The organism is Enterobacter cloacae complex sp. HYC042_NIDB (assembly GCF_056673315.1).
This window is the reverse complement of record NZ_CP109650.1, coordinates 1,485,073-1,510,464: the sequence shown is the minus strand read 5'-3', so window position 1 is coordinate 1,510,464 and position 25,392 is coordinate 1,485,073. Positions and strand designations below refer to the sequence as shown.

At 54.4% G+C, this 25,392-nt stretch carries 27 protein-coding genes; 19 read left to right on the top strand and 8 right to left on the bottom strand.

Annotated features, from left to right (window positions below; genetic code table 11):
• Window positions 1-12 precede the first annotated feature (12 nt).
• The gene (locus OKF39_RS07145; RefSeq protein ID WP_028013617.1) at window positions 13-1,155 is read right to left on the bottom strand and encodes an IS481 family transposase; all 1,143 of its coding nucleotides are present in this window, start codon (window positions 1,153-1,155) and stop codon (window positions 13-15) included.
• 125 nt (window positions 1,156-1,280) lie between these two features.
• Window positions 1,281-1,763 (bottom strand): zinc ribbon-containing protein, encoded by a 483-nt coding sequence (locus OKF39_RS07140; protein WP_028012343.1) that lies wholly within the window; start codon window positions 1,761-1,763, stop codon window positions 1,281-1,283.
• A 216-nt stretch (window positions 1,764-1,979) separates the two neighbouring features.
• On the opposite strand from OKF39_RS07140, the gene leuS reads away from it, so the two are divergent.
• The 14 genes from leuS (at window position 1,980) to lipA (ending at window position 16,937) form a co-directional block, all read left to right on the top strand.
• Window positions 1,980-4,562 carry a leucine--tRNA ligase gene (leuS, locus tag OKF39_RS07135; protein ID WP_048338851.1) on the top strand — a complete coding sequence of 861 codons (2,583 nt, stop codon included), beginning with the start codon at window positions 1,980-1,982 and terminating at the stop codon, window positions 4,560-4,562.
• A gap of 14 nt (window positions 4,563-4,576) precedes the next feature.
• A complete protein-coding gene (gene lptE / locus OKF39_RS07130; protein WP_248097473.1) occupies window positions 4,577-5,146 on the top strand; it encodes an LPS assembly lipoprotein LptE in 570 nt (189 codons plus the stop codon).
• The gene (gene holA, locus OKF39_RS07125; RefSeq protein WP_479983800.1) at window positions 5,146-6,177 is read left to right on the top strand and encodes a DNA polymerase III subunit delta; all 1,032 of its coding nucleotides are present in this window, start codon (window positions 5,146-5,148) and stop codon (window positions 6,175-6,177) included. The genes lptE and holA overlap by 1 nt, the downstream gene beginning before the upstream one ends.
• The gene (gene nadD, locus OKF39_RS07120; protein WP_028012339.1) at window positions 6,170-6,835 is read left to right on the top strand and encodes a nicotinate-nucleotide adenylyltransferase; all 666 of its coding nucleotides are present in this window, start codon (window positions 6,170-6,172) and stop codon (window positions 6,833-6,835) included. Before holA ends, nadD begins: the two co-directional genes overlap by 8 nt.
• 268 nt (window positions 6,836-7,103) lie before the next feature.
• Window positions 7,104-7,421 (top strand): ribosome silencing factor, encoded by a 318-nt coding sequence (rsfS, locus tag OKF39_RS07115; RefSeq protein WP_003858696.1) that lies wholly within the window; start codon window positions 7,104-7,106, stop codon window positions 7,419-7,421.
• A gap of 3 nt (window positions 7,422-7,424) precedes the next feature.
• Complete coding sequence (rlmH, locus tag OKF39_RS07110) at window positions 7,425-7,892, top strand: 23S rRNA (pseudouridine(1915)-N(3))-methyltransferase RlmH (protein WP_003858701.1); 468 nt, start codon at window positions 7,425-7,427, stop codon at window positions 7,890-7,892.
• A 28-nt stretch (window positions 7,893-7,920) separates the two neighbouring features.
• Window positions 7,921-9,822: a peptidoglycan DD-transpeptidase MrdA gene (gene mrdA, locus OKF39_RS07105; RefSeq protein ID WP_028012338.1), complete on the top strand. Its 1,902-nt coding sequence runs from the start codon at window positions 7,921-7,923 to the stop codon at window positions 9,820-9,822.
• A gap of 2 nt (window positions 9,823-9,824) precedes the next feature.
• Window positions 9,825-10,937 (top strand): peptidoglycan glycosyltransferase MrdB, encoded by a 1,113-nt coding sequence (gene mrdB / locus OKF39_RS07100; protein WP_013097590.1) that lies wholly within the window; start codon window positions 9,825-9,827, stop codon window positions 10,935-10,937.
• 16 nt (window positions 10,938-10,953) lie between these two features.
• Window positions 10,954-12,063, top strand: coding sequence for an endolytic peptidoglycan transglycosylase RlpA (gene rlpA, locus OKF39_RS07095; protein ID WP_028012337.1), 1,110 nt, complete (start codon window positions 10,954-10,956; stop codon window positions 12,061-12,063).
• A 139-nt stretch (window positions 12,064-12,202) separates the two neighbouring features.
• Window positions 12,203-13,414, top strand: coding sequence for a D-alanyl-D-alanine carboxypeptidase DacA (gene dacA / locus OKF39_RS07090; protein WP_028012336.1), 1,212 nt, complete (start codon window positions 12,203-12,205; stop codon window positions 13,412-13,414).
• Window positions 13,415-13,519: 105 nt separating this feature from the next.
• On the top strand, window positions 13,520-13,783 hold the full coding sequence (ybeD, locus tag OKF39_RS07085; protein ID WP_003858718.1) for a DUF493 family protein YbeD: 264 nt from the start codon (window positions 13,520-13,522) through the stop codon (window positions 13,781-13,783).
• A gap of 94 nt (window positions 13,784-13,877) precedes the next feature.
• Window positions 13,878-14,519 (top strand): lipoyl(octanoyl) transferase LipB, encoded by a 642-nt coding sequence (gene lipB, locus OKF39_RS07080; RefSeq protein ID WP_028012335.1) that lies wholly within the window; start codon window positions 13,878-13,880, stop codon window positions 14,517-14,519.
• Between the two features lie 291 nt (window positions 14,520-14,810).
• Complete coding sequence (locus OKF39_RS07075) at window positions 14,811-15,764, top strand: YbeF family transcriptional regulator (RefSeq protein ID WP_041910920.1); 954 nt, start codon at window positions 14,811-14,813, stop codon at window positions 15,762-15,764.
• A 207-nt stretch (window positions 15,765-15,971) separates the two neighbouring features.
• The gene (gene lipA / locus OKF39_RS07070; RefSeq protein ID WP_028012333.1) at window positions 15,972-16,937 is read left to right on the top strand and encodes a lipoyl synthase; all 966 of its coding nucleotides are present in this window, start codon (window positions 15,972-15,974) and stop codon (window positions 16,935-16,937) included.
• An 81-nt stretch (window positions 16,938-17,018) separates the two neighbouring features.
• Here the strand turns inward: lipA and tatE are convergent, their stop codons facing one another.
• Together tatE and OKF39_RS07060 are read right to left on the bottom strand one after the other, a co-directional pair.
• Window positions 17,019-17,219, bottom strand: coding sequence for a twin-arginine translocase subunit TatE (gene tatE / locus OKF39_RS07065; protein WP_028012332.1), 201 nt, complete (start codon window positions 17,217-17,219; stop codon window positions 17,019-17,021).
• Window positions 17,220-17,344: 125 nt separating this feature from the next.
• A complete protein-coding gene (locus tag OKF39_RS07060) occupies window positions 17,345-18,133 on the bottom strand; it encodes a deaminated glutathione amidase (RefSeq protein WP_100170604.1) in 789 nt (262 codons plus the stop codon).
• 67 nt (window positions 18,134-18,200) lie between these two features.
• On the opposite strand from OKF39_RS07060, the gene crcB reads away from it, so the two are divergent.
• The gene (crcB, locus tag OKF39_RS07055) at window positions 18,201-18,584 is read left to right on the top strand and encodes a fluoride efflux transporter CrcB (protein WP_063438239.1); all 384 of its coding nucleotides are present in this window, start codon (window positions 18,201-18,203) and stop codon (window positions 18,582-18,584) included.
• Window positions 18,585-18,802: 218 nt separating this feature from the next.
• Here the strand turns inward: crcB and cspE are convergent, their stop codons facing one another.
• Both cspE and pagP read right to left on the bottom strand, forming a co-directional pair.
• Window positions 18,803-19,012: a transcription antiterminator/RNA stability regulator CspE gene (gene cspE / locus OKF39_RS07050; protein ID WP_002439184.1), complete on the bottom strand. Its 210-nt coding sequence runs from the start codon at window positions 19,010-19,012 to the stop codon at window positions 18,803-18,805.
• A 190-nt stretch (window positions 19,013-19,202) separates the two neighbouring features.
• Window positions 19,203-19,820 (bottom strand): lipid IV(A) palmitoyltransferase PagP, encoded by a 618-nt coding sequence (pagP, locus tag OKF39_RS07045; RefSeq protein WP_047363730.1) that lies wholly within the window; start codon window positions 19,818-19,820, stop codon window positions 19,203-19,205.
• A gap of 393 nt (window positions 19,821-20,213) precedes the next feature.
• On the opposite strand from pagP, the gene dcuC reads away from it, so the two are divergent.
• On the top strand, window positions 20,214-21,581 hold the full coding sequence (dcuC, locus tag OKF39_RS07040) for an anaerobic C4-dicarboxylate transporter DcuC (protein ID WP_028012328.1): 1,368 nt from the start codon (window positions 20,214-20,216) through the stop codon (window positions 21,579-21,581).
• 94 nt (window positions 21,582-21,675) lie between these two features.
• Window positions 21,676-22,485, top strand: coding sequence for a ribonuclease I (gene rna / locus OKF39_RS07035; protein WP_479983629.1), 810 nt, complete (start codon window positions 21,676-21,678; stop codon window positions 22,483-22,485).
• Here rna and OKF39_RS07030 read toward each other — a convergent pair.
• Entirely contained in the window at window positions 22,479-23,099 is a 621-nt protein-coding gene (locus OKF39_RS07030; protein ID WP_333034764.1) for a flavin reductase family protein, read from the bottom strand. The two genes, rna and OKF39_RS07030, sit on opposite strands and share 7 nt — an antisense overlap.
• A 270-nt stretch (window positions 23,100-23,369) precedes the next feature.
• Here OKF39_RS07030 and rnk point away from each other — a divergent pair, with 270 nt between their 5' ends.
• Both rnk and yldA read left to right on the top strand, forming a co-directional pair.
• Complete coding sequence (gene rnk, locus OKF39_RS07025; protein ID WP_045261020.1) at window positions 23,370-23,780, top strand: nucleoside diphosphate kinase regulator; 411 nt, start codon at window positions 23,370-23,372, stop codon at window positions 23,778-23,780.
• Between the two features lie 139 nt (window positions 23,781-23,919).
• Window positions 23,920-24,009, top strand: a complete 90-nt coding sequence (yldA, locus tag OKF39_RS07020) for a small membrane protein YldA (RefSeq protein WP_274620971.1) — start codon at window positions 23,920-23,922, stop codon at window positions 24,007-24,009.
• A 10-nt stretch (window positions 24,010-24,019) separates the two neighbouring features.
• Here yldA and OKF39_RS07015 read toward each other — a convergent pair whose 3' ends face one another.
• The gene (locus OKF39_RS07015) at window positions 24,020-25,258 is read right to left on the bottom strand and encodes a zinc-dependent alcohol dehydrogenase (protein ID WP_479983628.1); all 1,239 of its coding nucleotides are present in this window, start codon (window positions 25,256-25,258) and stop codon (window positions 24,020-24,022) included.
• Window positions 25,259-25,392 lie beyond the last annotated feature (134 nt).

Here is a 25,392-nt window from a genome sequence, read left to right as displayed (position 1 = left end):
GGTGAACACTTTTTAACATCCTTTACCCATGGTGATCGACTTTTTCTTCAGGTCGATCACCCCCACTTTCGTGCTGTACCACCACACTTCATAGCAGCCGTCATCCTGTGTCTCCCTCAGCCCGACCCGTTCTCCCCTGAACGCCTTGCCTGCGCTCAGACTGACACCCTGTATGCTCAGCTTTCCGCTGACATCCACTTTCCTGACCTTCACCCCTTCATCGTATTCAGGTGGCGTTACGCTGCCGCTGTACTGCCGCGCTGACGGCTGATACCGCGAGGCCGGTACCGCCATATCCAGCGCCTCGTGCGGGCGTTCAAGGTTGTACACCGTGCGCCAGTGATCGAAAGCGCGCTGCAGCTCTCCGCTGTCCGCGAACCATTTTCCCTGCAGCACTTCCGCCTTCAGGCTGCGGTGAAAACGCTCCAGCTTGCCCTGCGTCTGCGGATGATAAGGCCGGGAGTGCCCCACCCGGATACCGTGGCGCATCAGCCACAGCTCCAGCGCCGTCCAGGTGCCGGTGGTGTCGCCCCACGGTGAGCCGTTGTCCATCGTCATCCTGTCCGGCAGGCCGTAGCGTTCAAACGCGCTGACCAGCTGCTGCTGCACGGTCTCGCGCCGTTCATCGGTACAGTGCGCCAGGCACAGGGAAAAACGGGAGTGGTCGTCCAGCAGGGTGAGCGGATGGCAGCGGCCACCGCCAAAGGGAAAGTGGCCCTTAAAATCCATCTGCCAGAGCCGGTTCGGCGCGTCATGTTCGAAGCGTCCCGTAGCCGGAACGCCCGGTGATGCGCCCGGCAGCAGACCGTGACGGGCCATCAGATTATGGACGGTGCTGAAGGCGGGCATACGGTGCCCCTGGTCTTCAAGCCAGCGCTTAATCTTGCGGGCGCCCCAGCGTTGATGACGGTCATGCGCCATGCGCAGCAGGGCCGTGATGTCGTCAGATGAGCGGTTCGGGGAATGATGAGGTGCGCGGGAGCGGTCCTGAAGACCGGAGGCACCTTCCTCAGCCCAGCGCTGAAGCCACTTGTAGCCGGTGGCAGGAGAAATGCCGAACTGACGGCAGAGGAAACGGATGTTCGCCCCGTCCTGCGAGGCGAACAGCACAAACTCGGTACGTAATGACATGGTATCTCTCGCATCCCAGGGCATAAGCGACTCCATAAACGGGTTCTTATGCCTCAGTTGTAAGTGTCTACCATGTCCCCGAACAAGTGTTCACTATGTCCCCGGACTGTACACTCCCACGGGGAGAGGGAACAAAACTACGCTTTTACTTATGGCTCAAACGGGCGACGCTGGAACTGATCGTGCCCGCACTTCGGGCACAGCGGCAACACATCCGGCGTATATACCGCAATATGGTGATGGCACTTCTCGCACACCAGATTCCCCAGCCCCACCACTTCACCGCTCTGGTACACGCCGTGATGATTTAAATCCTGGAACACCTCGCGCCACTCCAGCTGGGTTTTATCGGTAATATCCGCCAGCTCCTGCCACAGGCTCTCTTTGATCACCCGCATAAAGACGCTGTCGGCGATCTCATCCTGGCTCTCTTCGTAGCTGCGCGCGAACTCTTCCAGATCGCGGCGTACGGCGCGCGTCACCTCTTCCACTTCGGTTCGCGTTAACTCACCCGTTTGCGTCACCCGCTCACGCGCCTGTTCGACCAGCGCGTCAATATCGCGCTCGCCGTTACGCAGCCGTTCCGTCAGTGTCGCCACCAGTTCGCGGTAAAATTGAGCAACCTTGTTCATCATTTTGCCTCCCGGGTAAGTAACTATTTCTAATAATAGACCTTATTTCGCCGCCGCTTTGTCAGGTGAAGCACAGACCCGGTAAATTCCTGCAAAGTGCAATTGCGCGAAAGGCTGTTTTGACGCGGGCGTTTGGGCTATGCTATGCGGATCTGAATTACCACATCCATTGGCTACATTTTTGTAGCTGTATTGAACACAGGACCACTGGCTGCCATGCAAGAGCAATACCGCCCGGAAGAGATAGAATCAAAAGTCCAGCAACACTGGGACGAGAAGCGCACCTTTGAAGTAACCGAAGACGAGAGCAAAGAGAAGTATTACTGCCTGTCGATGCTTCCCTATCCTTCTGGTCGACTACACATGGGCCACGTGCGTAACTACACCATCGGTGATGTGATCGCCCGTTACCAGCGCATGCTCGGCAAAAACGTTCTGCAGCCAATCGGCTGGGATGCGTTCGGCCTGCCTGCAGAAGGCGCAGCGGTAAAAAACAATACCGCTCCAGCACCGTGGACGTACGACAACATCGCGTACATGAAAAACCAGCTCAAAATGCTGGGCTTCGGCTATGACTGGAGCCGCGAGCTGGCGACCTGTACCCCGGAATACTACCGCTGGGAGCAGAAGTTCTTCACCGAGCTGTACAAAAAAGGCCTGGTGTACAAGAAGACCTCTGCCGTTAACTGGTGCCCGAATGACCAGACCGTTCTGGCGAACGAGCAGGTTATCGACGGCTGCTGCTGGCGCTGCGACACCAAAGTTGAGCGTAAAGAGATCCCACAGTGGTTTATCAAAATCACCGCTTACGCTGACGAACTGCTGAACGATCTGGATACACTGGATCACTGGCCTGACACCGTTAAGACCATGCAGCGCAACTGGATTGGCCGTTCTGAAGGCGTGGAAATTACCTTCAACGTTGAGAACTACGACCAGACCCTGACCGTCTACACCACCCGTCCGGACACATTCATGGGTGCGACCTATCTGGCCGTGGCCGCAGGTCACCCGCTGGCGCAGAAAGCGGCAGAGAACAACCCGGAACTGGCGACCTTCATCGACGAATGCCGCAACACGAAAGTGGCCGAAGCCGACATGGCGACGATGGAGAAAAAAGGCGTTGCGACGGGCTTCTATGCTAAGCACCCGCTGACGGGCGAAGCGATCCCGGTCTGGGCAGCAAACTTCGTTCTGATGGAGTACGGTACAGGTGCAGTCATGGCCGTTCCGGGTCACGATCAGCGCGACTACGAGTTTGCCACCAAATACAACCTGCCGATTAAAGCCGTTATTCTGGCCGCCGATGGTTCTGAACCTGACCTGTCCGAGCAGGCGTTGACCGAAAAAGGCACCCTGTTTAACTCCGGTGAGTTCAGCGGCCTCAGCTTCGAAGAGGGCTTCAACGCCATCGCCGATAAGCTGGCCTCACTGGGCGTGGGCGAGCGTAAAGTGAACTTCCGTCTGCGCGACTGGGGCGTGTCCCGTCAGCGTTACTGGGGTGCGCCAATTCCAATGGTGACCCTGGAAGACGGCACCGTCATGCCAACGCCTGAAGATCAGCTGCCCGTGATCCTGCCGGAAGACGTGGTCATGGACGGCATCACCAGCCCGATCAAAGCCGATCCTGAGTGGGCCAAAACCACCGTCAACGGCCAGCCTGCGCTGCGTGAAACCGACACCTTCGATACCTTTATGGAGTCCTCCTGGTACTACGCGCGCTACACCTGCCCGCAGTACAAAGAAGGCATGCTGGATTCTGACGCCGCCAACTACTGGCTGCCGGTAGATATCTATATTGGTGGTATCGAACACGCCATCATGCACCTGCTCTACTTCCGCTTTTTCCATAAGCTGATGCGCGATGCCGGCATGGTGAACTCTGACGAGCCTGCTAAACAGCTGCTGTGCCAGGGTATGGTGCTGGCAGACGCCTTCTACTACGTTGGCGCGAACGGAGAGCGTAACTGGGTTTCTCCGGTTGATGCGATCGTTGAGCGCGACGAGAAAGGCCGTATCGTGAAGGCGACAGACGCTGAAGGCCATGAACTGGTTTATACCGGCATGAGCAAGATGTCCAAGTCTAAAAACAACGGTATCGACCCGCAGGTGATGGTTGAGCGTTACGGCGCGGACACCGTACGTCTGTTCATGATGTTTGCTTCTCCGGCTGATATGACCCTTGAGTGGCAGGAATCCGGCGTAGAAGGCGCGAACCGCTTCCTGAAACGCGTCTGGAAGCTGGTGTACGAACATACCGCACAGGGTGATGCTCCGGCACTGAACGCCGCTGCGCTGAGCGAAGATCAGCAGGCGCTGCGTCGTGATGTTCATAAAACGATCGCGAAAGTGACCGATGATATTGGTCGTCGTCAGACCTTCAATACCGCAATTGCGGCTATTATGGAACTGATGAACAAGCTGGCGAAAGCCCCGCAGGACGGCGAGCAGGATCGTGCCATCATGCGTGAAGCGCTGCTGGCCGTGGTTCGCATGCTTAACCCGTTCACGCCACACGTCAGCTTCACCCTGTGGCAGGAGCTGAAAGGCGAAGGCGATATCGACAACGCGCCGTGGCCGGTGGCTGACGAAGCAGCGATGGTGGAAAACACCACGCTGGTGGTGGTCCAGGTCAACGGCAAAGTCCGTGGTAAAATTACCGTGGCGGTCGATGCAACTGAAGATCAGGTTCGCGAGCGCGCGGGCCAGGAACCTCTGGTTGCGAAATATCTTGAGGGCGTTACCTTACGTAAAGCGATCTACGTACCGGGTAAACTGCTCAATCTGGTCGTTGGCTAAGCGCGGGAGGAAACGTGCGACAACTGGCAACAATATTCTTATCTCTGGCGGTGCTTGTCACCGCTGGCTGTGGCTGGCATCTGCGCAATACCACGGCGGTGCCTGCTGAGATGAAAACAATGATCTTTGATTCCGGGGATCCAAACGGACCGCTCAGCCGGGCCATTCGTAATCAGCTGCGCCTGAACGGCGTTGAGCTTATTGAGAAAGGTACGCTGCGCCAGGATGTACCGTCTCTGCGCGTACTGGGAATGACGCTGGGCCAGGATACGGCGTCCATCTTCCAGGACGGCCGCACGGCTGAATATCAGATGGTGCTGTCGGTCAACGCGGCTGTGCTGATCCCGGGTAAAGACATCTATCCGATCAGCGCAAAAGTGTATCGTTCGTTCTTTGATAACCCGCAAACCGCGCTGGCAAAAGATGCCGAACAGCAGATTATCATCAACGAAATGTACGACAAGGCGGCGGAACAGCTGATCCGCAAACTGCCGGGTATTGCAGCGTCTAACCGAGAAGGCTCTGACATTATTGAAAAACCGGATGCCAGTACGCCTCCTGTTTCTACCTCTCTGGGTAAATGATGATCAGGCTGTATCCTGAACAACTCCGCGCGCAGCTCAATGAAGGGCTGCGCGCGGCGTATCTGCTGCTCGGAAACGACCCGTTACTACTTCAGGAAAGCCTGGATGCCGTGCGGCATGCGGCCGCGGCTCAGGGCTTTGATGAACACCATACCTTTCAGGTGGATAACGCCACCGACTGGAACGCCCTCTTCTCACTCTGTCAGGCGATGAGCCTTTTTGCGTCGCGCCAGACAATCCAGATCCTGCTGCCGGAGAACGGCCCTAACGCGGCCATCAATGAGCAACTCGCCACGCTGGTCAGCCTGTTACATAGCGATCTGCTGTTAATTGTGCGCGGCAGCAAGCTCACCAAAGCGCAGGAAAACGCGGCATGGTTCACCCAACTCGCGCCCCACGCGGTGCTGGTCACCTGCCAGACGCCTGAGCAGGCGCACCTGCCTAAATGGGTCGCCGCGAGAGCGAAGCAGCACAACCTTCAACTGGACGATGCGGCGAACCAACTGCTCTGCTACTGCTATGAAGGCAACCTGCTGGCCCTGGCACAGGCGCTGGACAGGCTCTCCCTGCTCTGGCCGGACGGCAAGCTGACCTTACCGCGCGTTGAGCAGGCCGTTAACGATGCCGCACACTTCACGCCGTTCCACTGGGTGGATGCTCTGTTGTCGGCGAAAAGCAAACGCGCCCTGCATATTCTCCAGCAGTTGCGCCTGGAGGGCAGTGAACCCGTCATTCTGCTGCGCACGCTGCAGCGCGAGCTGTTGCTGCTGATAACGCTCAAGCGCCAGTCGGCCCATACGCCGTTACGCTCCCTGTTTGATAAACACCGGGTGTGGCAAAACCGGCGGGCAATGACCACCGAGGCCATCAACCGCCTGAGCCATGAACAGCTGCGCCAGGCGGTGCAGCTTCTGATGCGCGCCGAGCTCACCCTAAAACAAGATTACGGCCAGTCGGTGTGGGCGGAGCTGGAAAGCCTTTCCCTGCTGCTTTGCCACAAGGCGCTGGCTGACGTATTTATTGATGGATAGTATGCACTCTTTACAGGCCCTGTATGGCGGCACCTTTGACCCGGTACACTACGGGCATCTGAAGCCGGTAGAAATTCTGGCAAATCTGATCGGCCTGCAGCGCGTTACCATCATGCCCAATAATGTTCCGCCGCACCGCCCCCAGCCTGAAGCAACCAGCGAGCAGCGCAAAGAGATGCTCGCTCTGGCTATCGCGGATAAGCCGCTCTTCAGGCTGGATGAACGGGAATTGCGTCGCGACACCCCCTCATGGACGTCGCAAACGCTGCAGGAGTGGCGGGCCGAGCAAGGGCCTGACCAGCCGCTCGCCTTTATCATCGGTCAGGATTCCCTGCTCAATTTCCCCACGTGGCACAAGTATGAAACCATTCTGGGGAATAGCCACCTGCTCGTCTGCCGCCGTCCGGGCTACCCGCTGACCATGCGCGAAGCGCAATATCAGCAGTGGCTTGAAGACCATCTCACCGATAACGTTGAAGATCTTCACAACCAGCCCGCCGGGAAGATTTATCTGGCGGAGACGCCGTGGTTCGACATCTCTGCGACCGTTATTCGCGAACGTTTACAGCAGGGTTTAGCCTGTGACGATCTGCTGCCTGCCCCGGTGCTGGCGTATATTCATACGCACGGGTTGTATCAGAAAACCGCAGATAAATAGCCGGAGGGCATAAAAAGCAGCATATTGATTATCCTGCCTTGACAGGTTAAGCCATACTGTTATCCTCCGCTGCCAGACTTTCCCGCCGATCGTTGCTTTACAGAAATTGTTTTACAAAAATGGCGATGCAATCTCAGGCGGAGGGTGGGATGATACCCGCCTTCAAAAGCCCGGACGGTGACATTTGTCCCGACAGGGGCGTCAGTTCAGGTATACTGTCTGGCCACGAATTCATAGTTGTACAATCTCATTCACCCAGGGGGAAAACTTGCAGGGTAAAGCACTCCAGGATTTTGTTATCGACAAAATTGATGACCTGAAAGGTCAGGACATCATTGCTATCGACGTTAAGGGTAAATCCAGTATTACCGACTGCATGATTATCTGCACCGGTACCTCTACGCGTCATGTTGTTTCGATTGCCGACCATGTGGTTCAGGAATCGCGCGCAGCAGGACTCTTACCGCTTGGCGTTGAAGGTGAAGCGACCGCTGACTGGGTGGTTGTTGACCTCGGCGATGTGATTGTCCACGTCATGCAGGAAGAGAGCCGTCGCCTGTATGAGCTGGAAAAACTCTGGGGTTAATGCGTGAAGTTGCAGCTGGTCGCCGTCGGCACCAAAATGCCGGACTGGGTACAAACCGGTTTTACTGAATATCTGCGTCGTTTTCCCAAAGATATGCCGTTCGAACTGGTGGAGATCCCCGCCGGGAAGCGCGGTAAGAACGCGGATATCAAACGTATTCTCGACAAAGAGGGTGAACTGATGCTTGCTGCCGCAGGCAAGAACCGCATCGTCACCCTTGATATTCCAGGTAAACCCTGGGATACGCCGCAGCTGGCGCATGAACTGGAGCGCTGGAAGCAGGATGGCCGCGACGTCAGTCTGTTGATTGGCGGACCTGAAGGGTTATCCCCCGCCTGCAAAGCGGCAGCAGAACAAAGTTGGTCTCTCTCTGCGCTGACGCTGCCCCACCCGCTCGTACGGGTCCTGGTGGCGGAAAGCTTGTATCGCGCGTGGAGCATTACTACCAACCACCCCTATCACCGCGAGTAATGACTGACCAGGGTAGATTAAGCAGCGGATGAAACTACAGAATTCTTTTCGCGACTATACGGCTGAGTCCGCGCTGTTTGTGCGCCGGGCGCTGGTCGCCTTTACGGGGATTTTGCTGCTTACCGGCGTGCTGATCGCCAACCTTTATAATCTGCAAATTGTCCGCTTTACCGATTACCAGACGCGTTCTAACGAAAACCGCATTAAGCTGGTGCCTATCGCACCCAGCCGCGGCATTATCTACGACCGTAACGGCACCCCTCTGGCGTTAAACCGCACCATCTATCAAGTCGAGATGATGCCGGAGAAGGTCGATAACGTGCAGAATACGCTGGAAGCGCTAAGGAGCGTTGTCGATCTTAACGATGATGATATCGCGGCCTTCAAAAAAGAGCGCGCCCGCTCTCACCGTTTCACCTCCATTCCGGTTAAAACCAATCTGACGGAAGTCCAGGTCGCCCGTTTTGCGGTGAACCAGTACCGCTTCCCCGGTGTGGAAGTGAAGGGTTACAAGCGTCGCTACTATCCTTACGGATCCGCGCTGACGCATGTGATTGGCTACGTTTCCAAGATTAACGATAAAGACGTCGAGCGCCTCGATAAAGACGGCAAGCTGGCGAACTACGCCGCGACGCATGATATCGGCAAGCTGGGGATCGAGCGCTACTACGAAGATGTCCTGCACGGGCAGACCGGCTATGAAGAAGTTGAGGTTAACAACCGTGGCCGCGTCATCCGCCAGCTTAAAGAAGTGCCGCCTCAGGCGGGGCACGACGTCTATCTGACGCTCGATCTCAAACTGCAACAGTATATTGAAACCCTGCTGGCGGGCAGCCGCGCCGCCGTGGTGGTCACCGACCCGCGCACCGGCGGCATTCTGGCCATGGTTTCTATGCCAAGCTATGACCCGAACCTCTTTGTTGACGGCATCTCCAGCAAAGACTACTCCGGCCTGCTAAATGACCCTAACACCCCGCTGGTGAACCGCGCCACGCAAGGCGTTTACCCACCGGCATCAACGGTTAAACCGTACGTGGCGGTCTCAGCGCTGAGCGCGGGCGTCATCAACCGCAATACCAGCCTGTTTGACCCGGGCTGGTGGCAGCTACCGGGCTCTGAAAAACGCTATCGCGACTGGAAGAAATGGGGCCACGGCCATCTGAACGTTACGAAATCTCTGGAAGAATCTGCGGATACCTTCTTCTATCAGGTGGCGTATGACATGGGCATTGACCGCCTGTCTGAGTGGATGAGCAAATTCGGCTACGGGCACTACACCGGCGTGGATCTGGCTGAAGAGCGCTCCGGCAACATGCCAACCCGCGAGTGGAAGCTGAAGCGCTTTAAGAAGCCGTGGTATCAGGGTGATACCATACCGGTGGGTATCGGCCAGGGTTACTGGACGGCCACCCCGCTTCAGATGAACAAAGCGATGATGATCCTCATTAACGACGGCGTGGTGAAAGTTCCGCATCTGCTGCAAAGCACCGTTGAAGATGGCAAAAAAGTGCCGTGGGTGCAGCCCCATGAAGCGCCGGTAGGCGACATCCATTCCGGCTTCTGGGAAATAGCGAAAGACGGTATGTACGGTGTGGCAAACCGTCCAAACGGAACCGCGCACAAGTATTTCGCCGGTACGCCATATAAAGTGGCCGCGAAATCCGGTACGGCGCAGGTCTTTGGCCTGAAAGCCAATGAAACCTATAACGCACACCGCATTGCCGAACGTCTGCGTGACCATAAGCTAATGACGGCGTTTGCCCCTTATGATAACCCGCAGGTGGCGGTGGCAATGATTCTGGAGAACGGCGGCGCTGGCCCGGCAGTAGGGACCATCATGCGCCAGATCCTGGACCACATTATGCTGGGTGATAACAACACCGAACTGCCGGCTGAAAATCCGGCCGCCGCTGCGGCGGAGGACCAATAATCATGACGGATAATCCAAATAAAAAATCGCTGTGGGATAAAATTCACATCGACCCAGCCATGCTGCTGATCCTGCTGGCCCTGCTGGTTTACAGCGCCCTGGTTATCTGGAGCGCCAGCGGCCAGGACATCGGCATGATGGAACGCAAGATCGGCCAGATCGCGATGGGTCTGGTCATTATGGTGGTGATGGCGCAGATCCCGCCGCGCGTCTATGAAGGCTGGGCGCCCTATCTCTACATCTTCTGTATTATTTTGCTGGTGGCGGTAGATGCGTTCGGTGCCATCTCAAAAGGGGCACAGCGCTGGCTGGATCTGGGCGTTGTTCGTTTCCAGCCCTCGGAGATTGCCAAAATCGCAGTTCCGCTGATGGTGGCGCGCTTTATTAACCGCGACGTCTGTCCGCCGTCGCTGAAAAATACCGCTATCGCCCTGGTGCTGATATTCCTGCCGACACTGCTGGTTGCGGCGCAGCCTGACCTCGGCACCTCGATCCTTATCGCCCTCTCCGGCCTGTTTGTCCTGTTCCTGTCGGGCTTAAGCTGGCGTCTGATTGGTATAGCGGTAGTGCTGGTTGCAGCGTTTATCCCTATCCTGTGGTTCTTCCTGATGCATGACTACCAGCGCCAGCGCGTCATGATGCTTCTCGATCCGGAAACCGATCCGCTCGGTGCGGGCTATCATATTATTCAGTCCAAGATTGCGATTGGCTCCGGCGGCCTGCGCGGTAAAGGCTGGCTGCACGGTACCCAGTCGCAGCTGGAGTTTTTACCGGAGCGCCACACCGACTTTATCTTTGCGGTACTGGCGGAAGAGCTGGGACTGGTTGGCATCCTGATCCTGCTGGCGCTCTACGTGCTGCTCATCATGCGAGGTTTGTGGATTGCGGCCCGCGCGCAGACCACCTTCGGCCGCGTCATGGCAGGCGGACTGATGTTGATTTTATTCGTTTATGTCTTCGTAAATATTGGTATGGTGAGTGGTATTCTGCCGGTGGTAGGCGTACCGCTGCCGCTGGTGAGTTACGGAGGCTCGGCACTGATCGTGTTGATGGCCGGGTTTGGTATCGTGATGTCGATCCACACCCACAGAAAAATGTTGTCAAAAAGCGTATAAAAATAAGGGGATCGGAATGCGTAAGCAGTGGCTGGGTATCTGCATTGCGGCAAGTTTACTTGCGGCCTGTACAAGTGATGATGGTCAGCAACAGGCAACCGTCGCGCCGCCGCAGCCTGCGGTGTGTAATGGCCCAATCGTTGAAATTAGCGGTGCCGATCCCGTTTATGAACCGCTGAATGCCAGCGCGAATCAGGATTACGAGCGCGACGGCAAAAGCTACAAAATTGTGCAGGATCCGTCCCGCTTTAGCCAGGCTGGCTTTGCCGCCATTTATGATGCTGAGCCGGGCAGTAACCTGACGGCATCGGGTGAAACATTTGACCCAATGCAGCTGACTGCGGCGCACCCGACGCTACCTATCCCTAGCTACGCCCGTATCACCAACCTGGCGAACGGCCGTATGATCGTCGTGCGTATTAACGACCGCGGCCCGTACGGTAATGACCGGGTGATTTCCCTGTCCCGCGCGTCTGCCGATCGCCTGAATACCTCGAACAACACCAAAGTTCGCATTGACCCAATTATCGTAGCGCAGGATGGTTCGCTCTCCGGGCCGGGAACCGCGTGTACCACGGTGGCGAAACAGACCTATGCTCTCCCCGACCGCCCAAATCTGGACGGCGGCATGGGAAGCGTCTCCTCGCCGGCAGAGCCTTCTCAGCCGGCGGGAGAAATACGCCCAATCAGCAATGACACCCTGCAAAGCGATGATGCCACTGGCGCACCGGTAAAAAGCAGCGGCTTCCTTGGCGCACCAACGAACTTAGCCTCGGGCGTGCTGGAGAGCAGTGAGCCGACGCCAGCCCCAGTTGCCGCCCCCGTCGTGCAGCAGCCTGCCCCGGTAACGGCTCCGGTCACGACCCAGAGCGCAGCCGTTGCCGCTCCCGCAGCAGCCAGCGGCGGCTTTGTCGTTCAGGTGGGCGCAGTGAGCGATCGGGCCCGTGCCCAGCAGTATCAGCAGCGTTTAAGCCAGCAGTTTGGCGTGCCAGGACGCGTTGAGCAAAACGGTGCGGTCTGGCGTATTCAGATGGGGCCGTTTGCCAGCAAGTCGCAGGCGGCATCCCTGCAGCAGCGTTTGCAGAGCGAGGCACAGCTGCAGTCCTTTATCGCTGTTACGAAGTAATTAATCGGCGGTATCCGAAATGTCAGTTTGTGTAAAACACATTCACAAACTCATGCTTAAAGTCGGATGCCTGCCTGAATAGCATTTGCTATAGTAAGGCACTTTTTTTAATTCCATCACGGATGTCGTAGTTCTGACCATGAAGACCACTTTTTCTGCTCGTTTTGTGCAGCGCATGGCGCTGACCACGGCCCTTTGCGCGGCTGCACTCTCTGCAGCTCATGCTGATGACCTGAATATCAAGACCATGATCCCTGGCGTTCCGCAAATCGACGCGGAATCCTACATCCTGATCGATTACAACTCTGGCAAAGTGCTGGCAGAACAGAATGCCGATGCCCGCCGTGACCCGGCCAGCCTGACCAAAATGATGACCAGCTATGTCATCGGCCAGGCAATGAAAGCCGGTAAGTTCAAAGAGACGGATCTGGTCACCATCGGCAACGATGCGTGGGCTACCGGGAACCCGGTTTTCAAAGGTTCTTCGCTGATGTTCCTGAAACCAGGAATGCAGGTTCCGGTTTCTCAGTTAATTCGTGGCATTAACCTGCAGTCCGGTAACGATGCCTGCGTGGCCATGGCCGATTTCGCCGCCGGTAGTCAGGACGCGTTCGTGGGCCTGATGAACAGCTACGTAAATGCCCTGGGTCTGAAGAACAGCCACTTCCAGACCGTACACGGTCTCGATGCAGACGGTCAGTACAGCTCCGCGCGTGATATGGCGCTGATTGGTCAGGCGCTGATCCGCGACGTACCTAACGAGTACTCTATCTACAAAGAGAAAGAGTTCACCTTCAACGGCATTCGTCAGACCAACCGTAACGGCCTGCTGTGGGACAACAGCCTGAACGTTGACGGCATCAAAACCGGCCACACCGACAAAGCCGGTTACAACCTGGTAGCCTCTGCCACTGAAGGCCAGATGCGCCTGATCTCTGCCGTGATGGGCGGTCGCACCTTTAAAGGTCGCGAAACCGAAAGTAAGAAGCTGCTGACCTGGGGCTTCCGTTTCTTCGAAACCGTGAACCCGCTGAAAGCAGGCAAAGAATTTGCTTCTGAACCCGTCTGGTTCGGCGATAACGATCGTGCTTCTCTGGGCGTGGATAAAGACCTCTACCTGACCATTCCACGCGGTCGTATGAAGGATCTGAAAGCAAGCTATGTGCTCAACACCACCGAACTGCATGCCCCGCTGCATAAAAACCAGGTGGTGGGTACCATCAACTTCCAGCTGGACGGTAAAACGATCGACCAGCGTCCACTCGTGGTATTGGAAGAAATTCCTGAAGGCAATTTCTTCGGCAAAATCATTGATTACATTAAACTGATGTTCCATCACTGGTTTGGCTAAAAATCGAACACTTGAAAGTGTGATTTTGATCCCCATATACTAAGTATCCTGATAACTCCCACCTGACGTGGGAGTTATTCTTTTTGACGTTACGCCGGAGCTGACATGAAAACCAAACTTAACGAACTGCTTGAATTCCCTACCCCGTTTACCTATAAAGTAATGGGTCTGGCGAAACCTGAGCTGGTTGATCAGGTGGTTGAAGTGGTACAGCGCCATGCGCCGGGTGACTACTCTCCGTCAGTAAAACCAAGCAGCAAGGGCAACTACCACTCGGTTTCTATTACCATCACTGCCACACATATCGAGCAGGTTGAGACGCTGTACGAAGAGCTCGGCAATATCGAAATCGTTCGTATGGTGCTGTAGTCCCTTTGCGGTTACCCGGTTTACCGGGTAACCCCTCTTCCCCGCTGTGATATACTCCCCCTCATCTTTTGTTTCTCGTCTTCGGAGACGCATTTTGTATCAGGATAAAATTCTGGTCCGTCATCTCGGGCTGCAACCTTATGAGCCTGTCTCTCAGGCTATGCACGAGTTCACCGATTCACGCGATGACACAACCCCTGATGAGATTTGGCTGGTCGAACATCTGCCGGTATTTACGCAAGGCCAGGCGGGAAAAGCGGAACACTTATTAATGACGGGCGATATCCCGGTGATCCAGAGCGATCGTGGCGGTCAGGTGACTTACCACGGTCCGGGTCAGCAGGTCATGTACGTCCTGCTTAATCTGAAGCGCAGAAAGCTTGGCGTACGTGAGCTGGTGACGTTACTGGAACAGACCGTCGTCAACACGCTGGCGGAGTATGGGATTGACGCGCATCCGCGTGCCGATGCGCCGGGCGTCTACGTTGGCGAAATGAAGATCTGCTCTCTGGGGCTACGTATTCGTAAAGGTTGTTCCTTCCACGGTCTGGCATTGAATATTAATATGGATCTTACGCCTTTCCAGCGCATAAACCCCTGCGGCTACGCCGGCATGGAAATGACGCAAATGCGCCAGTGGGTCGATACCGCTACGCCAGAAAATATACGTCCCGTGCTTCTGAAGAATGTGTTAGCGCTACTTAACAATCCCCCGCACGAATATATCCCTGCTTAATATATCATCCAGAATGGCTCGATAATTTGACGGGCCACTGTTTATTTACCGCTTTTACGCTTTACAATAATCCGCAGATTCTATATTTTCGAAGCGCCCGAATATTGCCCTTACATATTATTTAGCCTCCGGACAGCACGGCATACACAGGCTAAGTAACTTGAGTGATAATCACACAACTGTTTGTTTTTGATAAACAAGTGGAACAAAAGCAACACTTTACGAATCTCTACAAGCATAATAAATAAATTGAACTATCATTCATGTTGTGAATGTATACGGAGTGAAAGCGTGGAGTATAATAATTTACCAGCCAAACGCCTGAATGACCCTGGTGGCGAAGATAAGCCGCAAATTTTTCGGACTTTACGTAATATTGATCTCAATTTACTGACTATTTTTGAGGCAGTATATGTCCATAAGGGTATCGTTAATGCTGCGAAAATTCTTAATCTCACGCCATCGGCAATAAGTCAGTCAATTCAAAAGCTACGGGCTATATTTCCCGACCCCTTATTTATCCGTAAGGGCCAGGGCGTCACGCCAACGGCCTATGCAACACATCTCCACGAATACATCAGCCAGGGGCTGGAGTCGATTCTGGGTGCGCTGGATTTAACCGGAAGCTATGACAAACAGAGAACCATCACCATCGGCTGCTCCCCTTCTGTCGGCGTACTGGTGATGCCCGCGATCTTCCAGGCCGTGAAAGAGCATGCGCCTCAGCTTCTGCTTCGCAATGTGCCTCTTAACGAACCTGACGTTCAGCTTGCTCAGTTCCAGACGGACCTGGTCATCGAAAGCGGCAGCTTTAGCGCCCGAGCGCTGGGGCAAAATGTGCTTTACGCGGATAACCTGGTGCTGGTTTGCCGCAAGCAGCACCCCGTCCTCAGCGAGCCGTTATCCATTGAAAACCTGCGCAACTACGACCACTCGTCTTTCATGACCGAAGGGCAGTCTAACCACGCTCTGCGTCAGCGTATTGACGAAATTTTCCCGGAACGTCAGATCAGTTTCAGCAGTTACAATATGTTCACCACCGCATCCCTGATTGGCAGCAGCGATATGCTGTGCATCATGCCTTCACGCCTGTATAACCTGCTGCGGAAATGCTGGCCGCTGGAGAGTATTCCGCTAAGCCAGCTCAATGCAGAATCTATCGAGATTTCACTGCATTACAACAAGCTCAGCTTGCGCGATCCGGTACTGGAAAACGTCATCCGCATTATCCGTCAGGCCTTCTGACAGAGCGTACCCGTACACGTCCCTGCCGCTCGCAGGGCAAAAGGCACAAAACAACAACTATTTTACAAATTGGCGACCTGGCAGGCTGCTTTAACGCCCCTATAAATGATATACTGCCTGTCGTTCGTTCAAAAATAGTTGATAAATACAACATTCCCTTGAATTGAAACGCTTTCCTTCGATATTCGCAACTGGAACACGCACGCTATGAGTAAACCCATTGTGATGGAACGCGGTGTTAAATACCGCGATGCCGATAAAATGGCCCTTATCCCGGTTAAAAACGTGGCTACAGAGCGCGAGGCGCTGTTAAGAAAACCGGAATGGATGAAAATCAAACTTCCGGCAGACTCTTCGCGTATCCAGGGGATCAAAGCGGCGATGCGTAAGAATGGCCTTCACTCTGTTTGTGAAGAAGCCTCTTGCCCGAACCTTGCTGAATGTTTCAATCACGGCACCGCGACGTTTATGATTCTGGGTGCCATCTGTACCCGCCGCTGCCCATTCTGCGACGTGGCGCATGGCCGCCCGGTGGCTCCCGATGCCAACGAGCCGCAAAAACTGGCGCAAACCATCGCCGACATGGCGCTGCGTTATGTGGTTATCACCTCCGTTGACCGCGACGATCTGCGTGATGGCGGTGCTCAGCACTTCGCTGACTGCATTACTGCCATTCGCGAAAAAAGCCCGAACATCAAAATCGAGACGCTGGTTCCTGACTTCCGCGGCCGTATGGACCGCGCGCTGGATATCCTGACCGCGACGCCGCCAGATGTGTTTAACCACAACCTGGAGAACGTTCCGCGTCTTTACCGTCAGGTGCGTCCGGGAGCCGACTATAACTGGTCTCTGAAGCTGCTGGAGCGCTTTAAAGAAGCACATCCGCATATCCCGACCAAGTCAGGTCTGATGGTTGGTCTGGGTGAAACCAATGACGAAATCATCGACGTCATGCGCGATCTGCGCCGCCACGGTGTGACCATGTTGACGCTCGGCCAGTATCTGCAGCCAAGCCGTCACCACCTGCCGGTACAGCGCTACGTGAGCCCGGATGAATTTGACGAGATGAAAGCCGAAGCGCTGGCGATGGGCTTTACCCACGCGGCTTGTGGTCCGTTTGTTCGTTCTTCTTACCATGCGGATATGCAGGCGAAAGGCGAAGAAGTCAAATAACACCGTAATATTCATTTACAGTAATGCAAAAAAACCGGCCTCATGAGCCGGTTTTTTTTCGCAAGCCCTCAGGCATTGCCGTTACTCTTTGTGGGAAAGCTTCTCTGCCGGGATGTCGTCAGCGCTTTTCTTCGCGGCTGCGTCATCGTCGTTCATCGCTTTCTTAAAGCCTTTGATGGCAGCCCCCAGGTCACCACCCAGCGTGCGTAACTTCTTGGTACCAAACAGCAGGACGACCAGTGCGGCAACCACCAGCAGTTTGGTAATACTAATCTCACCCATAGATACCTTCTTTACTTAAAACAGGCTGCATTCAGCGCCAAAACCCGATCGTATTAACGGTCATTTGGCGCGTGCACACAATAGCAATCTGTAACAAGGTGAATCAAGCATTGTTGAAAAAAACATCACAATAATTGCGGTGGCGCAAAGCGACGGTTGCGAAGAACAGGTAATTGCTGACGCGCAAGCGCAACTCTTTCTAAAATTATCTCCGCCATCAGCATAACCGGCGCTTCCGCTGCGGCGGCAATCGTCACTCCCAGGGGATCAACCACCCTGCTCTGCCCGATGTTTTTATTGCCGCACTCCCCGGCGGCAACAACATAACAGGTCGTGTCCAGCGCGCGTGCCGCAAGCAGCGTAGCCCAGTGTTGCTCTTTTAGCGGCCCCTTAACCCATGCGGCGGGCAATACCAGCACCTCCGCCCCCTGCAGCGCCAGATGCACCGCCAGCTCAGGGAAACGCAGATCATAGCAGGTCATCAACCCCACCTTAAACCCGTCGATATCAATGAGCGGTGGGACGACATCTCCCGGATCAACGCGTCGCGACTCCTGAATGCTGAACGCATCATAGAGATGAAGCTTGGCGTAGCGCGCAACAATGGCACCGTCACGGATAGCCACCAGCGTATTCACTGCGCGACCCGGCGTTGAGGGAACGTGCACGGTTAAGACGGTGGTCATCGTACTGCCTACGCTCTGGGCGAGCAGCTGTTGTAAAAATTCGCCGTCAAGGGCCTGTGCGGACTTCACGGACAAATCCGGGTCATTATCATCCCTTGCCAGCAACGCCTCAGGAAGCACCAGCAGCGACGCGCCTTTCTGTCGGGCCTGTATCATCAGGTTAACGCACTGCACTGCGTTAACCCGCCAGTCAGGCGTGACCGCAAACTGCCCTACCGCAACATACATATTTGTCCCCTCATTATAAACAGCGTTAAACTCGCTACTCTTACACATCAAATAGCAGGTATTTAGCGTGTTACAACTCCTTTTAGCTGTTTTTATTGGTGGAGGCACGGGGAGCGTTGCGAGGTGGTTACTGAGTATGCGGTTTAATCCCCTGCACCAGGCGATTCCATTAGGAACGCTGGCCGCCAACCTGATTGGTGCTTTTATTATTGGTATGGGGCTGGCCTGGTTTAACCGGATGACGCACATCGATCCTATGTGGAAAGTCTTGATTACCACCGGCTTCTGCGGCGGTTTGACCACCTTTTCAACCTTTTCCGCGGAAACGGTTTTTCTCTTTCAGGAAGGACGTATCGGCTGGGCGCTGGTGAATATCGCGATCAACATGATCGGATCTTTCGCGATGACGGGGATCGCATTTTGGTTTTTTTCCTCTGTAAGCACGCATTAACTGCCGGAGCGTTAATGTTGGCTTAATTTTTCTCTGTCACTCTGAAGGCAATACTGAACGAGGGTGACAAATGAAACAGAGTCTGATGAGCGCAGGCATGGTGTTGTTGAGCGTACTGATCGTGGCCAGCTTCCTGAAAATTTACCTGCTTGGCTGATTCATAACGAAAAAAACCCGCTCAATGAGCGGGTTTTGAAATTCTTGCTGACGCGTCTGAATTACAGAGCGATTACGTTAGCAGCAGAAGGGCCTTTGGCACCGTTAGTGATTTCGAACTCTACACGCTGACCTTCAGCCAGAGTTTTGAAACCATTAGACTGGATTGCAGAGAAGTGTACGAACACGTCTTTGCTGCCATCTTCAGGAGTAATGAAACCGAATCCTTTGGACTCATTAAACCACTTAACGTTACCTTTAATCTTAGACATCAAAATTACCTTTACATTAAAAAACGACACAAATGCTGTGTCGGTTACCAGTACATCAATTGTGGGACCTTTTGTCCAGCGGATCTTTGACAAAAAGTGACTAAAGTCGCGTTAATTTTCACTGACAGATTTTTATCGCTTACGAATCAACGGCTGCACGTTTTTTCACCACCAGGTAATGTTTTGTCAGTTAAAACTGAAAACGCATCCAGGCGAAGTAAACGTTACCGTTGTTATACGTTCCCGGAATGTAGGTCATCTGGAACGTTGCAGGGCCGTAACCAACAGAGGCCAGAGGCAGCAATACGGGGATCGGAATGTACTTCCAGTTGTCGCGCGCGGTCACTCCGGCGGTATAGCCCAGACCAACGTGGAAGTTCTCATCCGCCAGCGGGCGCCAGGTTTTTTCCCAGCCGTAGCCGCCAATCGGTTCCCACTTGTTAAAGGAGTCTTTGAAGGCCATCAGGTAGATGCCATGCCAGTTTCCTTTTTCATCCCAGCGCGACTGACCAAAACCCGCTCCCCAGGGACGCTCGTTGTATTTATCCGTTTTCTCTTTGTCGTAAGCAAAGCGCGCATGCCACGTTATTGCCGGGACATAGAGATCATAATGTTCAGGCGCTGACCAGGTCTGCGAAACATTATCCGTAAAAGTAGAGAACCAACCTTTATCCGTCGCGTTGTTCTCTGCCTGTGCAACAGAAGAAAACGTTAACTGGCCAATAATAAACAATAAAATAGAGAAAAAAGTATTACGTACAATCACAATGCAATTACCATTCTTGATATTCGAGGCAAAGTTTAACATAGAATAATTGAACCAAGCCTTAACGGCATCACCCCTACTCTTAAATATCAGGACGCTTTTCGGGAATATTCTTAAAGCTGCGTTCTCCTTATCACGAATAAACCCACATCATGTACGCCTAATGTCTGTTAACCGTCTCCAGTACTAACAGGCCAGACCACACAAAAGTTTAACATTTTGTTATCATTACATAGACATGTTACGCTGTCTTTGCCGGTCAAGATCCTTATGACATAAATGCCTTAGCCATGGCAAAAACGCTGTTATGCTGTTCGTTAGTCGTCTGTTTATTGATTTTAATCAGCAAGGGCGGGCCATTAATTCGGCACATTTTCATCCTTCATTTTTATATTAATTTTTTATATCTCAGGGCAGAAAGACACAGGGGAAATCATGCTTACGTTTATCGAACTCCTAATTGGGGTCGTCGTCATTGTGGGTGTAGCTCGCTACATCATTAAAGGATACTCAGCCACGGGCGTTTTATTTGTCGGTGGTTTAACGCTGCTGATAATCAGCGCAGTAATGGGTCATCAGGTTTTACCTGCCAGCGCAGCCAGCACGGGCTACACCGCCACGGATATTGTTGAATATATTAAAATCCTGCTCATGAGCCGCGGTGGCGATCTGGGTATGATGATCATGATGCTGTGCGGTTTTGCAGCCTATATGACCCATATCGGCGCGAACGACATGGTTGTGAAGCTTGCCTCGAAACCCCTGCAGTACATTAACTCGCCGTATCTGTTGATGGTTGCCGCCTATTTCCTCGCCTGCCTGATGTCGCTGGCCGTTTCATCGGCAACCGGGCTTGGCGTACTGTTAATGGCCACGCTGTTCCCGGTGATGGTGAACGTGGGCATCAGCCGTGGGGCAGCGGCGGCAATTTGCGCCTCCCCGGCGGCCATTATTCTCTCCCCGACGTCAGGTGACGTTGTGCTGGCGGCGAAAGCAGCCGAAATGTCGCTTATCGACTTCGCCTTTAAAACCACGCTGCCGATCTCGATTGTCGCCATTGTGGGAATGGGTATCGCGCATTTCTTCTGGCAGCGCTATCTTGATAAGAAAGAGAACATCAGCCATGAAATGATGGATGTAAGCGAAATCACCACCACCGCGCCGGCGTTCTATGCCATTTTGCCGTTCACGCCGATTATCGGCGTGCTCATTTTTGACGGGAAATGGGGCCCGCAGCTGCACATTATTACTATCCTGGTTATCTGTATGCTGTTAGCCGCTGTGCTGGAGTTCGTGCGCGGTTTCAACACCCAAAAAGTCTTCTCCGGCCTTGAGGTCGCGTATCGCGGTATGGCAGATGCGTTTGCTGGCGTGGTGATGCTGTTGGTTGCAGCAGGTGTCTTTGCCCAGGGTCTGAGCACGATCGGCTTTATCCAGAGCCTGATCTCCATCGCCACATCGTTTGGCTCGGCCAGTATTATCCTGATGCTGGTCCTGGTGGTACTGACCATGCTGGCGGCAATGACCACCGGTTCCGGGAATGCGCCATTTTACGCCTTCGTTGAGATGATCCCTAAGCTGGCTCACTCGTCCGGTATCAACCCGGCTTATCTTTCCATTCCCATGCTCCAGGCCTCAAACCTGGGTCGTACCATCTCGCCTGTCTCAGGCGTGGTGGTGGCGGTTGCCGGGATGGCCAAAATCTCGCCGTTTGAAGTGGTGAAACGCACGTCAGTGCCGGTGCTGGTTGGGCTAATCATCGTCATTATTGCTACCGAAGTGCTGGTTCCCGGCGCCGCCTAAGTGAAATTCCTGATTACCTAAAAGCGCCTGCGGGCGCTTTTTGTGCTTTAATAACCCACAAAAATGAATTGCGCACAACCAATCAGGAAATCACATGTTCAGGAAGGATATCGTTATCCCGTCTGGCGCAGTAGCGCTTGCACTCAGTCTCTTCTCAGCACAGGCCGAACCCCTCAGGGCCACGCAGTACGGCGATTTCGATCGCTATGTGCTGGCTTTATCCTGGCAAACGGGATTTTGTCAAAGCATGGTCGAGCGTAACCGCAATGAACCGGATGAATGTCGTCTGCAAAAAGAGCGCGACAATAAAACCGATTTTCTGACCGTTCACGGGCTATGGCCCGGCCTGCCGAAATCCATTGCCGCACGCGGCGTGGATGAACGTCGATGGATGCGGTTTGGCTGCGCCACGCGCCCTATCCCGAACATGCCGGAAGTGAAGGCCAGCCGCAAATGCGCAGCAGCCGAAACCGGGCTGTCGCTTTCCGGCGCGGCTAAGCTGAACGAGGTCATGCCGGGCGCGGGTGGAAACTCCTGTCTGGAACGTTACGAATATGCCAAACATGGCGTCTGCTTTGGTTTTGATCCCGATGCCTATTTCGGCACCATGGTGAGAATGAATCAGGAAATGAAAAACAGCGCCGTCGGTCATTTCCTTGCGGAAAATTACGGTAAAACCGTCAGCCGGAGTGATTTTGACAACGCCGTTGCCAAAACCTGGGGCAAGGAAAATATCAAAGCCTTCAAGCTGACCTGCAACGGTAATCCGGCGTATCTGACCGAGATGCAAATTTCACTCAAAGCAGACACCATTAACGCCCCGCTTTCTGCGACATCCTTTGTTCCGCAGCCGCATCCAGGCAACTGCGGAAAACAATTTGTCATTGATAAGGCCGGTTACTGATCGCCCACCACCGGCCGCACCATGTCAAACCGGTGTTCGTCACTGATGCCATAGTAAGCCGTCGGCCCACCCGCACGCAGGATGGGCTGCGCTTTCGCCGTCTGGTATATCCCCTCTTCCAGCAGCGTTTCGGCAATATGGATCCCGACCACTTCTCCCAGCACCAGCCAGGTATCCACCGGCGTACCGTCGGCGCCGGTAAGCTGAATGCACTGAGACAGGCGGCACTCAAAGTTGACCGGGCTTTCCGCCACGCGGGGGGCGCTCACCAGCTGGCTTGCCGCAGGCGTTAATCCGGAAAAGGTAAATTCGTCCTGGTCGTGAGGCAGCATGGCAGAGGTCTGATTCATCGCTTCCGCAAGATCGCGCGTTGCCAGATTCCAGACAAACTCCTTTGTTTCAACAATATTACGCACGCTGTCCTTCCAGCCGTTGCTGGAAAAGCCAATGATCGGCGGGCGATAGTTAAAGCAGTTAAAGAAGCTATACGGCGCAAGGTTGAGCTGACCGGCCTGGTCGCAAGAGGAGATCCAGCCAATCGGACGGGGGCCGACAATAGCGTTCAGCGGGTCATGCGGCAGGCCATGCCCCTGAGACGGTTTGTAGAAGTACATAGCGCTCTCTCGTTGGTAAGGGCTGCGGCGAATGATGTTTCGCGCAGCGCCCGGGTTCAGAGCATACAGCGTAACGCAATCCGCCAGGAATGAAGACTGAATAAATTTCAGTGAAAATTCATATGGCACATGAATGTGACCTTCATCACTTCAAACTTGCGCGTTCAGCCAGTATCATCGGGAGAGTTAAACCCTCGCTGCCAGACGGCGAGGGTTTTCTTTTGGAATGGTTTCTGCGTTAGACGCAGCATTAACGACATGGAGTAAAAAATGTCCAGACCTACAATCATCATCAACGAGCTCGACGCAGAACGTATCGACAGGCTGCTGGAAAAAGCAGAATTCGCCTCACTTCCGGTGGCCGATGCCCTGAATGAGGAACTCGACCGGGCGCAGATGTGCACGCCTGAGACGATGCCGCATAACGTGGTCACCATGAACAGCCAGGTGAAATTCCGCAACCTGACCACCGGTGAAGAGCTGACACGCACGCTGGTTTACCCAGCCCAGATGACTGACAGCAGCGCGCAACTTTCGGTTCTTGCGCCGGTGGGGGCCGCACTGCTGGGGCTGCGCACGGGCGATACCATCCACTGGGAATTGCCGGGCGGTGCCTCCACCCATCTGGAAGTGCTGGAGCTGCTCTACCAGCCAGAAGCCGCGGGCGATTACCTGCGTTAATGTCATTCTGAACAAACGCGACCCGCGTTGCACAGAGGATGCGCCTGCATCCTCTTTCCGCAAATTCACCCGATTTTCCTGTATCGCGCTAAAAGGCCTTAATCCACGCTTAATCTGTTGTGATGCTGCGAGGATGGACATGTGTGAGATACTGGTTATCACACTTATTTTTCTGATTATTGTGGCGATCATCGTCACGGCCGTGCTCTACCTTGAACGCCACAAGTAAGCGCGTATTCTTACACCACTCCGCCCGGGAACGCATTCACCAGGCCCTTAACTTTTTGCTCAGCGGCCTCAGGCGTTTCCGCGCCGGGCACCAGAATCACCTTCCGGCACTCCTCCTCCCGTTTTTCGAAAATCTTATAGGCACGTTCCGCATCCGTCAGGGGGAGATAATGCGTCACAATCTCTTCCGGCGTCAGCAGCCCTTTTTCGATCAGCGGTAACAGTTCGCCCAGCCAGGCGTGGACGTGCGTCTGGCCCATCTTAAACGTCAGCCCTTTGTCGAAGGCATCCCCAAACAGGAAGCCATGAATAAACCCGGCATACACGCCAGGTACGCTGACCACCCCGCCGCGCCGGACGGCAGCAATACACTGACGCAGCGCTTTGCCGCTGCTGCCCTCAATTTTAAGGTTGCTGAGGATCGTCTCCGTGGTGCTACCCTTGGCTTCGAACCCGACGGCATCAATGACGGCATCGACACCCCGCTGCCCGGCGGTTTGCTCGATTATCTTTTCCGCCGCGTCGTTATCATCATCAAAATTGATGGGGATAGCACCGTAGCGCGCCTCGGCAAACCGCAGCCGATAGGGGTGATGGTCGATAACAAAAATCTGCTCAGCCCCTAACAGCCGTGCGCAGGCAATCGTCAACAACCCCACCGGACCGGCACCGAAAACGGCGACGCTGGAGCCTTTTTCAATCTGCGCATTTTTTGCCGCCTGCCAGGCGGTGGGTAAAATATCAGAAAGAAACAGGGCCTTATCATCGGAGAGCAGCTGCGGCACCTTAAACGGTCCGACGTTGCCTTTCGGGACGCGCACATATTCCGCCTGTCCTCCCGGCACGCCGCCGTAGAGATGGCTATAGCCAAACAGCGCTGCCGGCGCGGGAATTTGCTTTTTGTTCAGCGCAGCGCCCTGCCCGGCATTGGTATTCTCACAGGCAGCGTACTGCTGCAGACGGCAAAAGAAGCAGTCACCGCAGGCGATGACAAAGGGGATCACCACGCGATCGCCTTTTTGCAGGTTCTTTACCTCTCGTCCGCACTCGACGATCTCGCCCATAAATTCATGTCCAAAAATGTCGCCGTGCTGCACCTTTGGGATCTTTCCACGATAGAGATGCAGGTCGGAGCCGCAAATCGCCGTGGCCGTGACGCGCAGGATGATATCGTCGGGCTGTTCAATGATGGGATCGGGGACATTCTCAACGCGAACATGGTGCGGACCGTGGTACGTGAGTGCTTTCATGCGACCTCCGAAAGGTTTCAGGTAAGTTTATAAAGGGTAGCTACCCCTGAAAGTCTGCCGGGAAATACGCGCCTTTTGAGATTTATCCTGGCGAGAGAGGAAAAGTGCCGAAGCGCTTACAGAAACCATTCATA

What these genes read in the sequence shown, in the direction of transcription:
- OKF39_RS07145 (WP_028013617.1), bottom strand. Translation starts at nt 1,155, where the DNA reads ATGCCCTGGGATGCGAGAGATACCATGTCATTACGTACCGAGTTTGTG.
- OKF39_RS07140 (WP_028012343.1), bottom strand. Translation starts at nt 1,763, where the DNA reads ATGAACAAGGTTGCTCAATTTTACCGCGAACTGGTGGCGACACTGACG.
- leuS (WP_048338851.1), top strand. Translation starts at nt 1,980, where the DNA reads ATGCAAGAGCAATACCGCCCGGAAGAGATAGAATCAAAAGTCCAGCAA.
- holA (WP_479983800.1), top strand. Translation starts at nt 5,146, where the DNA reads ATGATCAGGCTGTATCCTGAACAACTCCGCGCGCAGCTCAATGAAGGG.
- nadD (WP_028012339.1), top strand. Translation starts at nt 6,170, where the DNA reads ATGGATAGTATGCACTCTTTACAGGCCCTGTATGGCGGCACCTTTGAC.
- mrdA (WP_028012338.1), top strand. Translation starts at nt 7,921, where the DNA reads ATGAAACTACAGAATTCTTTTCGCGACTATACGGCTGAGTCCGCGCTG.
- mrdB (WP_013097590.1), top strand. Translation starts at nt 9,825, where the DNA reads ATGACGGATAATCCAAATAAAAAATCGCTGTGGGATAAAATTCACATC.
- rlpA (WP_028012337.1), top strand. Translation starts at nt 10,954, where the DNA reads ATGCGTAAGCAGTGGCTGGGTATCTGCATTGCGGCAAGTTTACTTGCG.
- dacA (WP_028012336.1), top strand. Translation starts at nt 12,203, where the DNA reads ATGAAGACCACTTTTTCTGCTCGTTTTGTGCAGCGCATGGCGCTGACC.
- ybeD (WP_003858718.1), top strand. Translation starts at nt 13,520, where the DNA reads ATGAAAACCAAACTTAACGAACTGCTTGAATTCCCTACCCCGTTTACC.
- lipA (WP_028012333.1), top strand. Translation starts at nt 15,972, where the DNA reads ATGAGTAAACCCATTGTGATGGAACGCGGTGTTAAATACCGCGATGCC.
- tatE (WP_028012332.1), bottom strand. Translation starts at nt 17,219, where the DNA reads ATGGGTGAGATTAGTATTACCAAACTGCTGGTGGTTGCCGCACTGGTC.
- OKF39_RS07060 (WP_100170604.1), bottom strand. Translation starts at nt 18,133, where the DNA reads ATGTATGTTGCGGTAGGGCAGTTTGCGGTCACGCCTGACTGGCGGGTT.
- cspE (WP_002439184.1), bottom strand. Translation starts at nt 19,012, where the DNA reads ATGTCTAAGATTAAAGGTAACGTTAAGTGGTTTAATGAGTCCAAAGGA.
- pagP (WP_047363730.1), bottom strand. Translation starts at nt 19,820, where the DNA reads ATGTTAAACTTTGCCTCGAATATCAAGAATGGTAATTGCATTGTGATT.
- dcuC (WP_028012328.1), top strand. Translation starts at nt 20,214, where the DNA reads ATGCTTACGTTTATCGAACTCCTAATTGGGGTCGTCGTCATTGTGGGT.
- rna (WP_479983629.1), top strand. Translation starts at nt 21,676, where the DNA reads ATGTTCAGGAAGGATATCGTTATCCCGTCTGGCGCAGTAGCGCTTGCA.
- OKF39_RS07030 (WP_333034764.1), bottom strand. Translation starts at nt 23,099, where the DNA reads ATGTACTTCTACAAACCGTCTCAGGGGCATGGCCTGCCGCATGACCCG.
- rnk (WP_045261020.1), top strand. Translation starts at nt 23,370, where the DNA reads ATGTCCAGACCTACAATCATCATCAACGAGCTCGACGCAGAACGTATC.
- yldA (WP_274620971.1), top strand. Translation starts at nt 23,920, where the DNA reads ATGTGTGAGATACTGGTTATCACACTTATTTTTCTGATTATTGTGGCG.
- OKF39_RS07015 (WP_479983628.1), bottom strand. Translation starts at nt 25,258, where the DNA reads ATGAAAGCACTCACGTACCACGGTCCGCACCATGTTCGCGTTGAGAAT.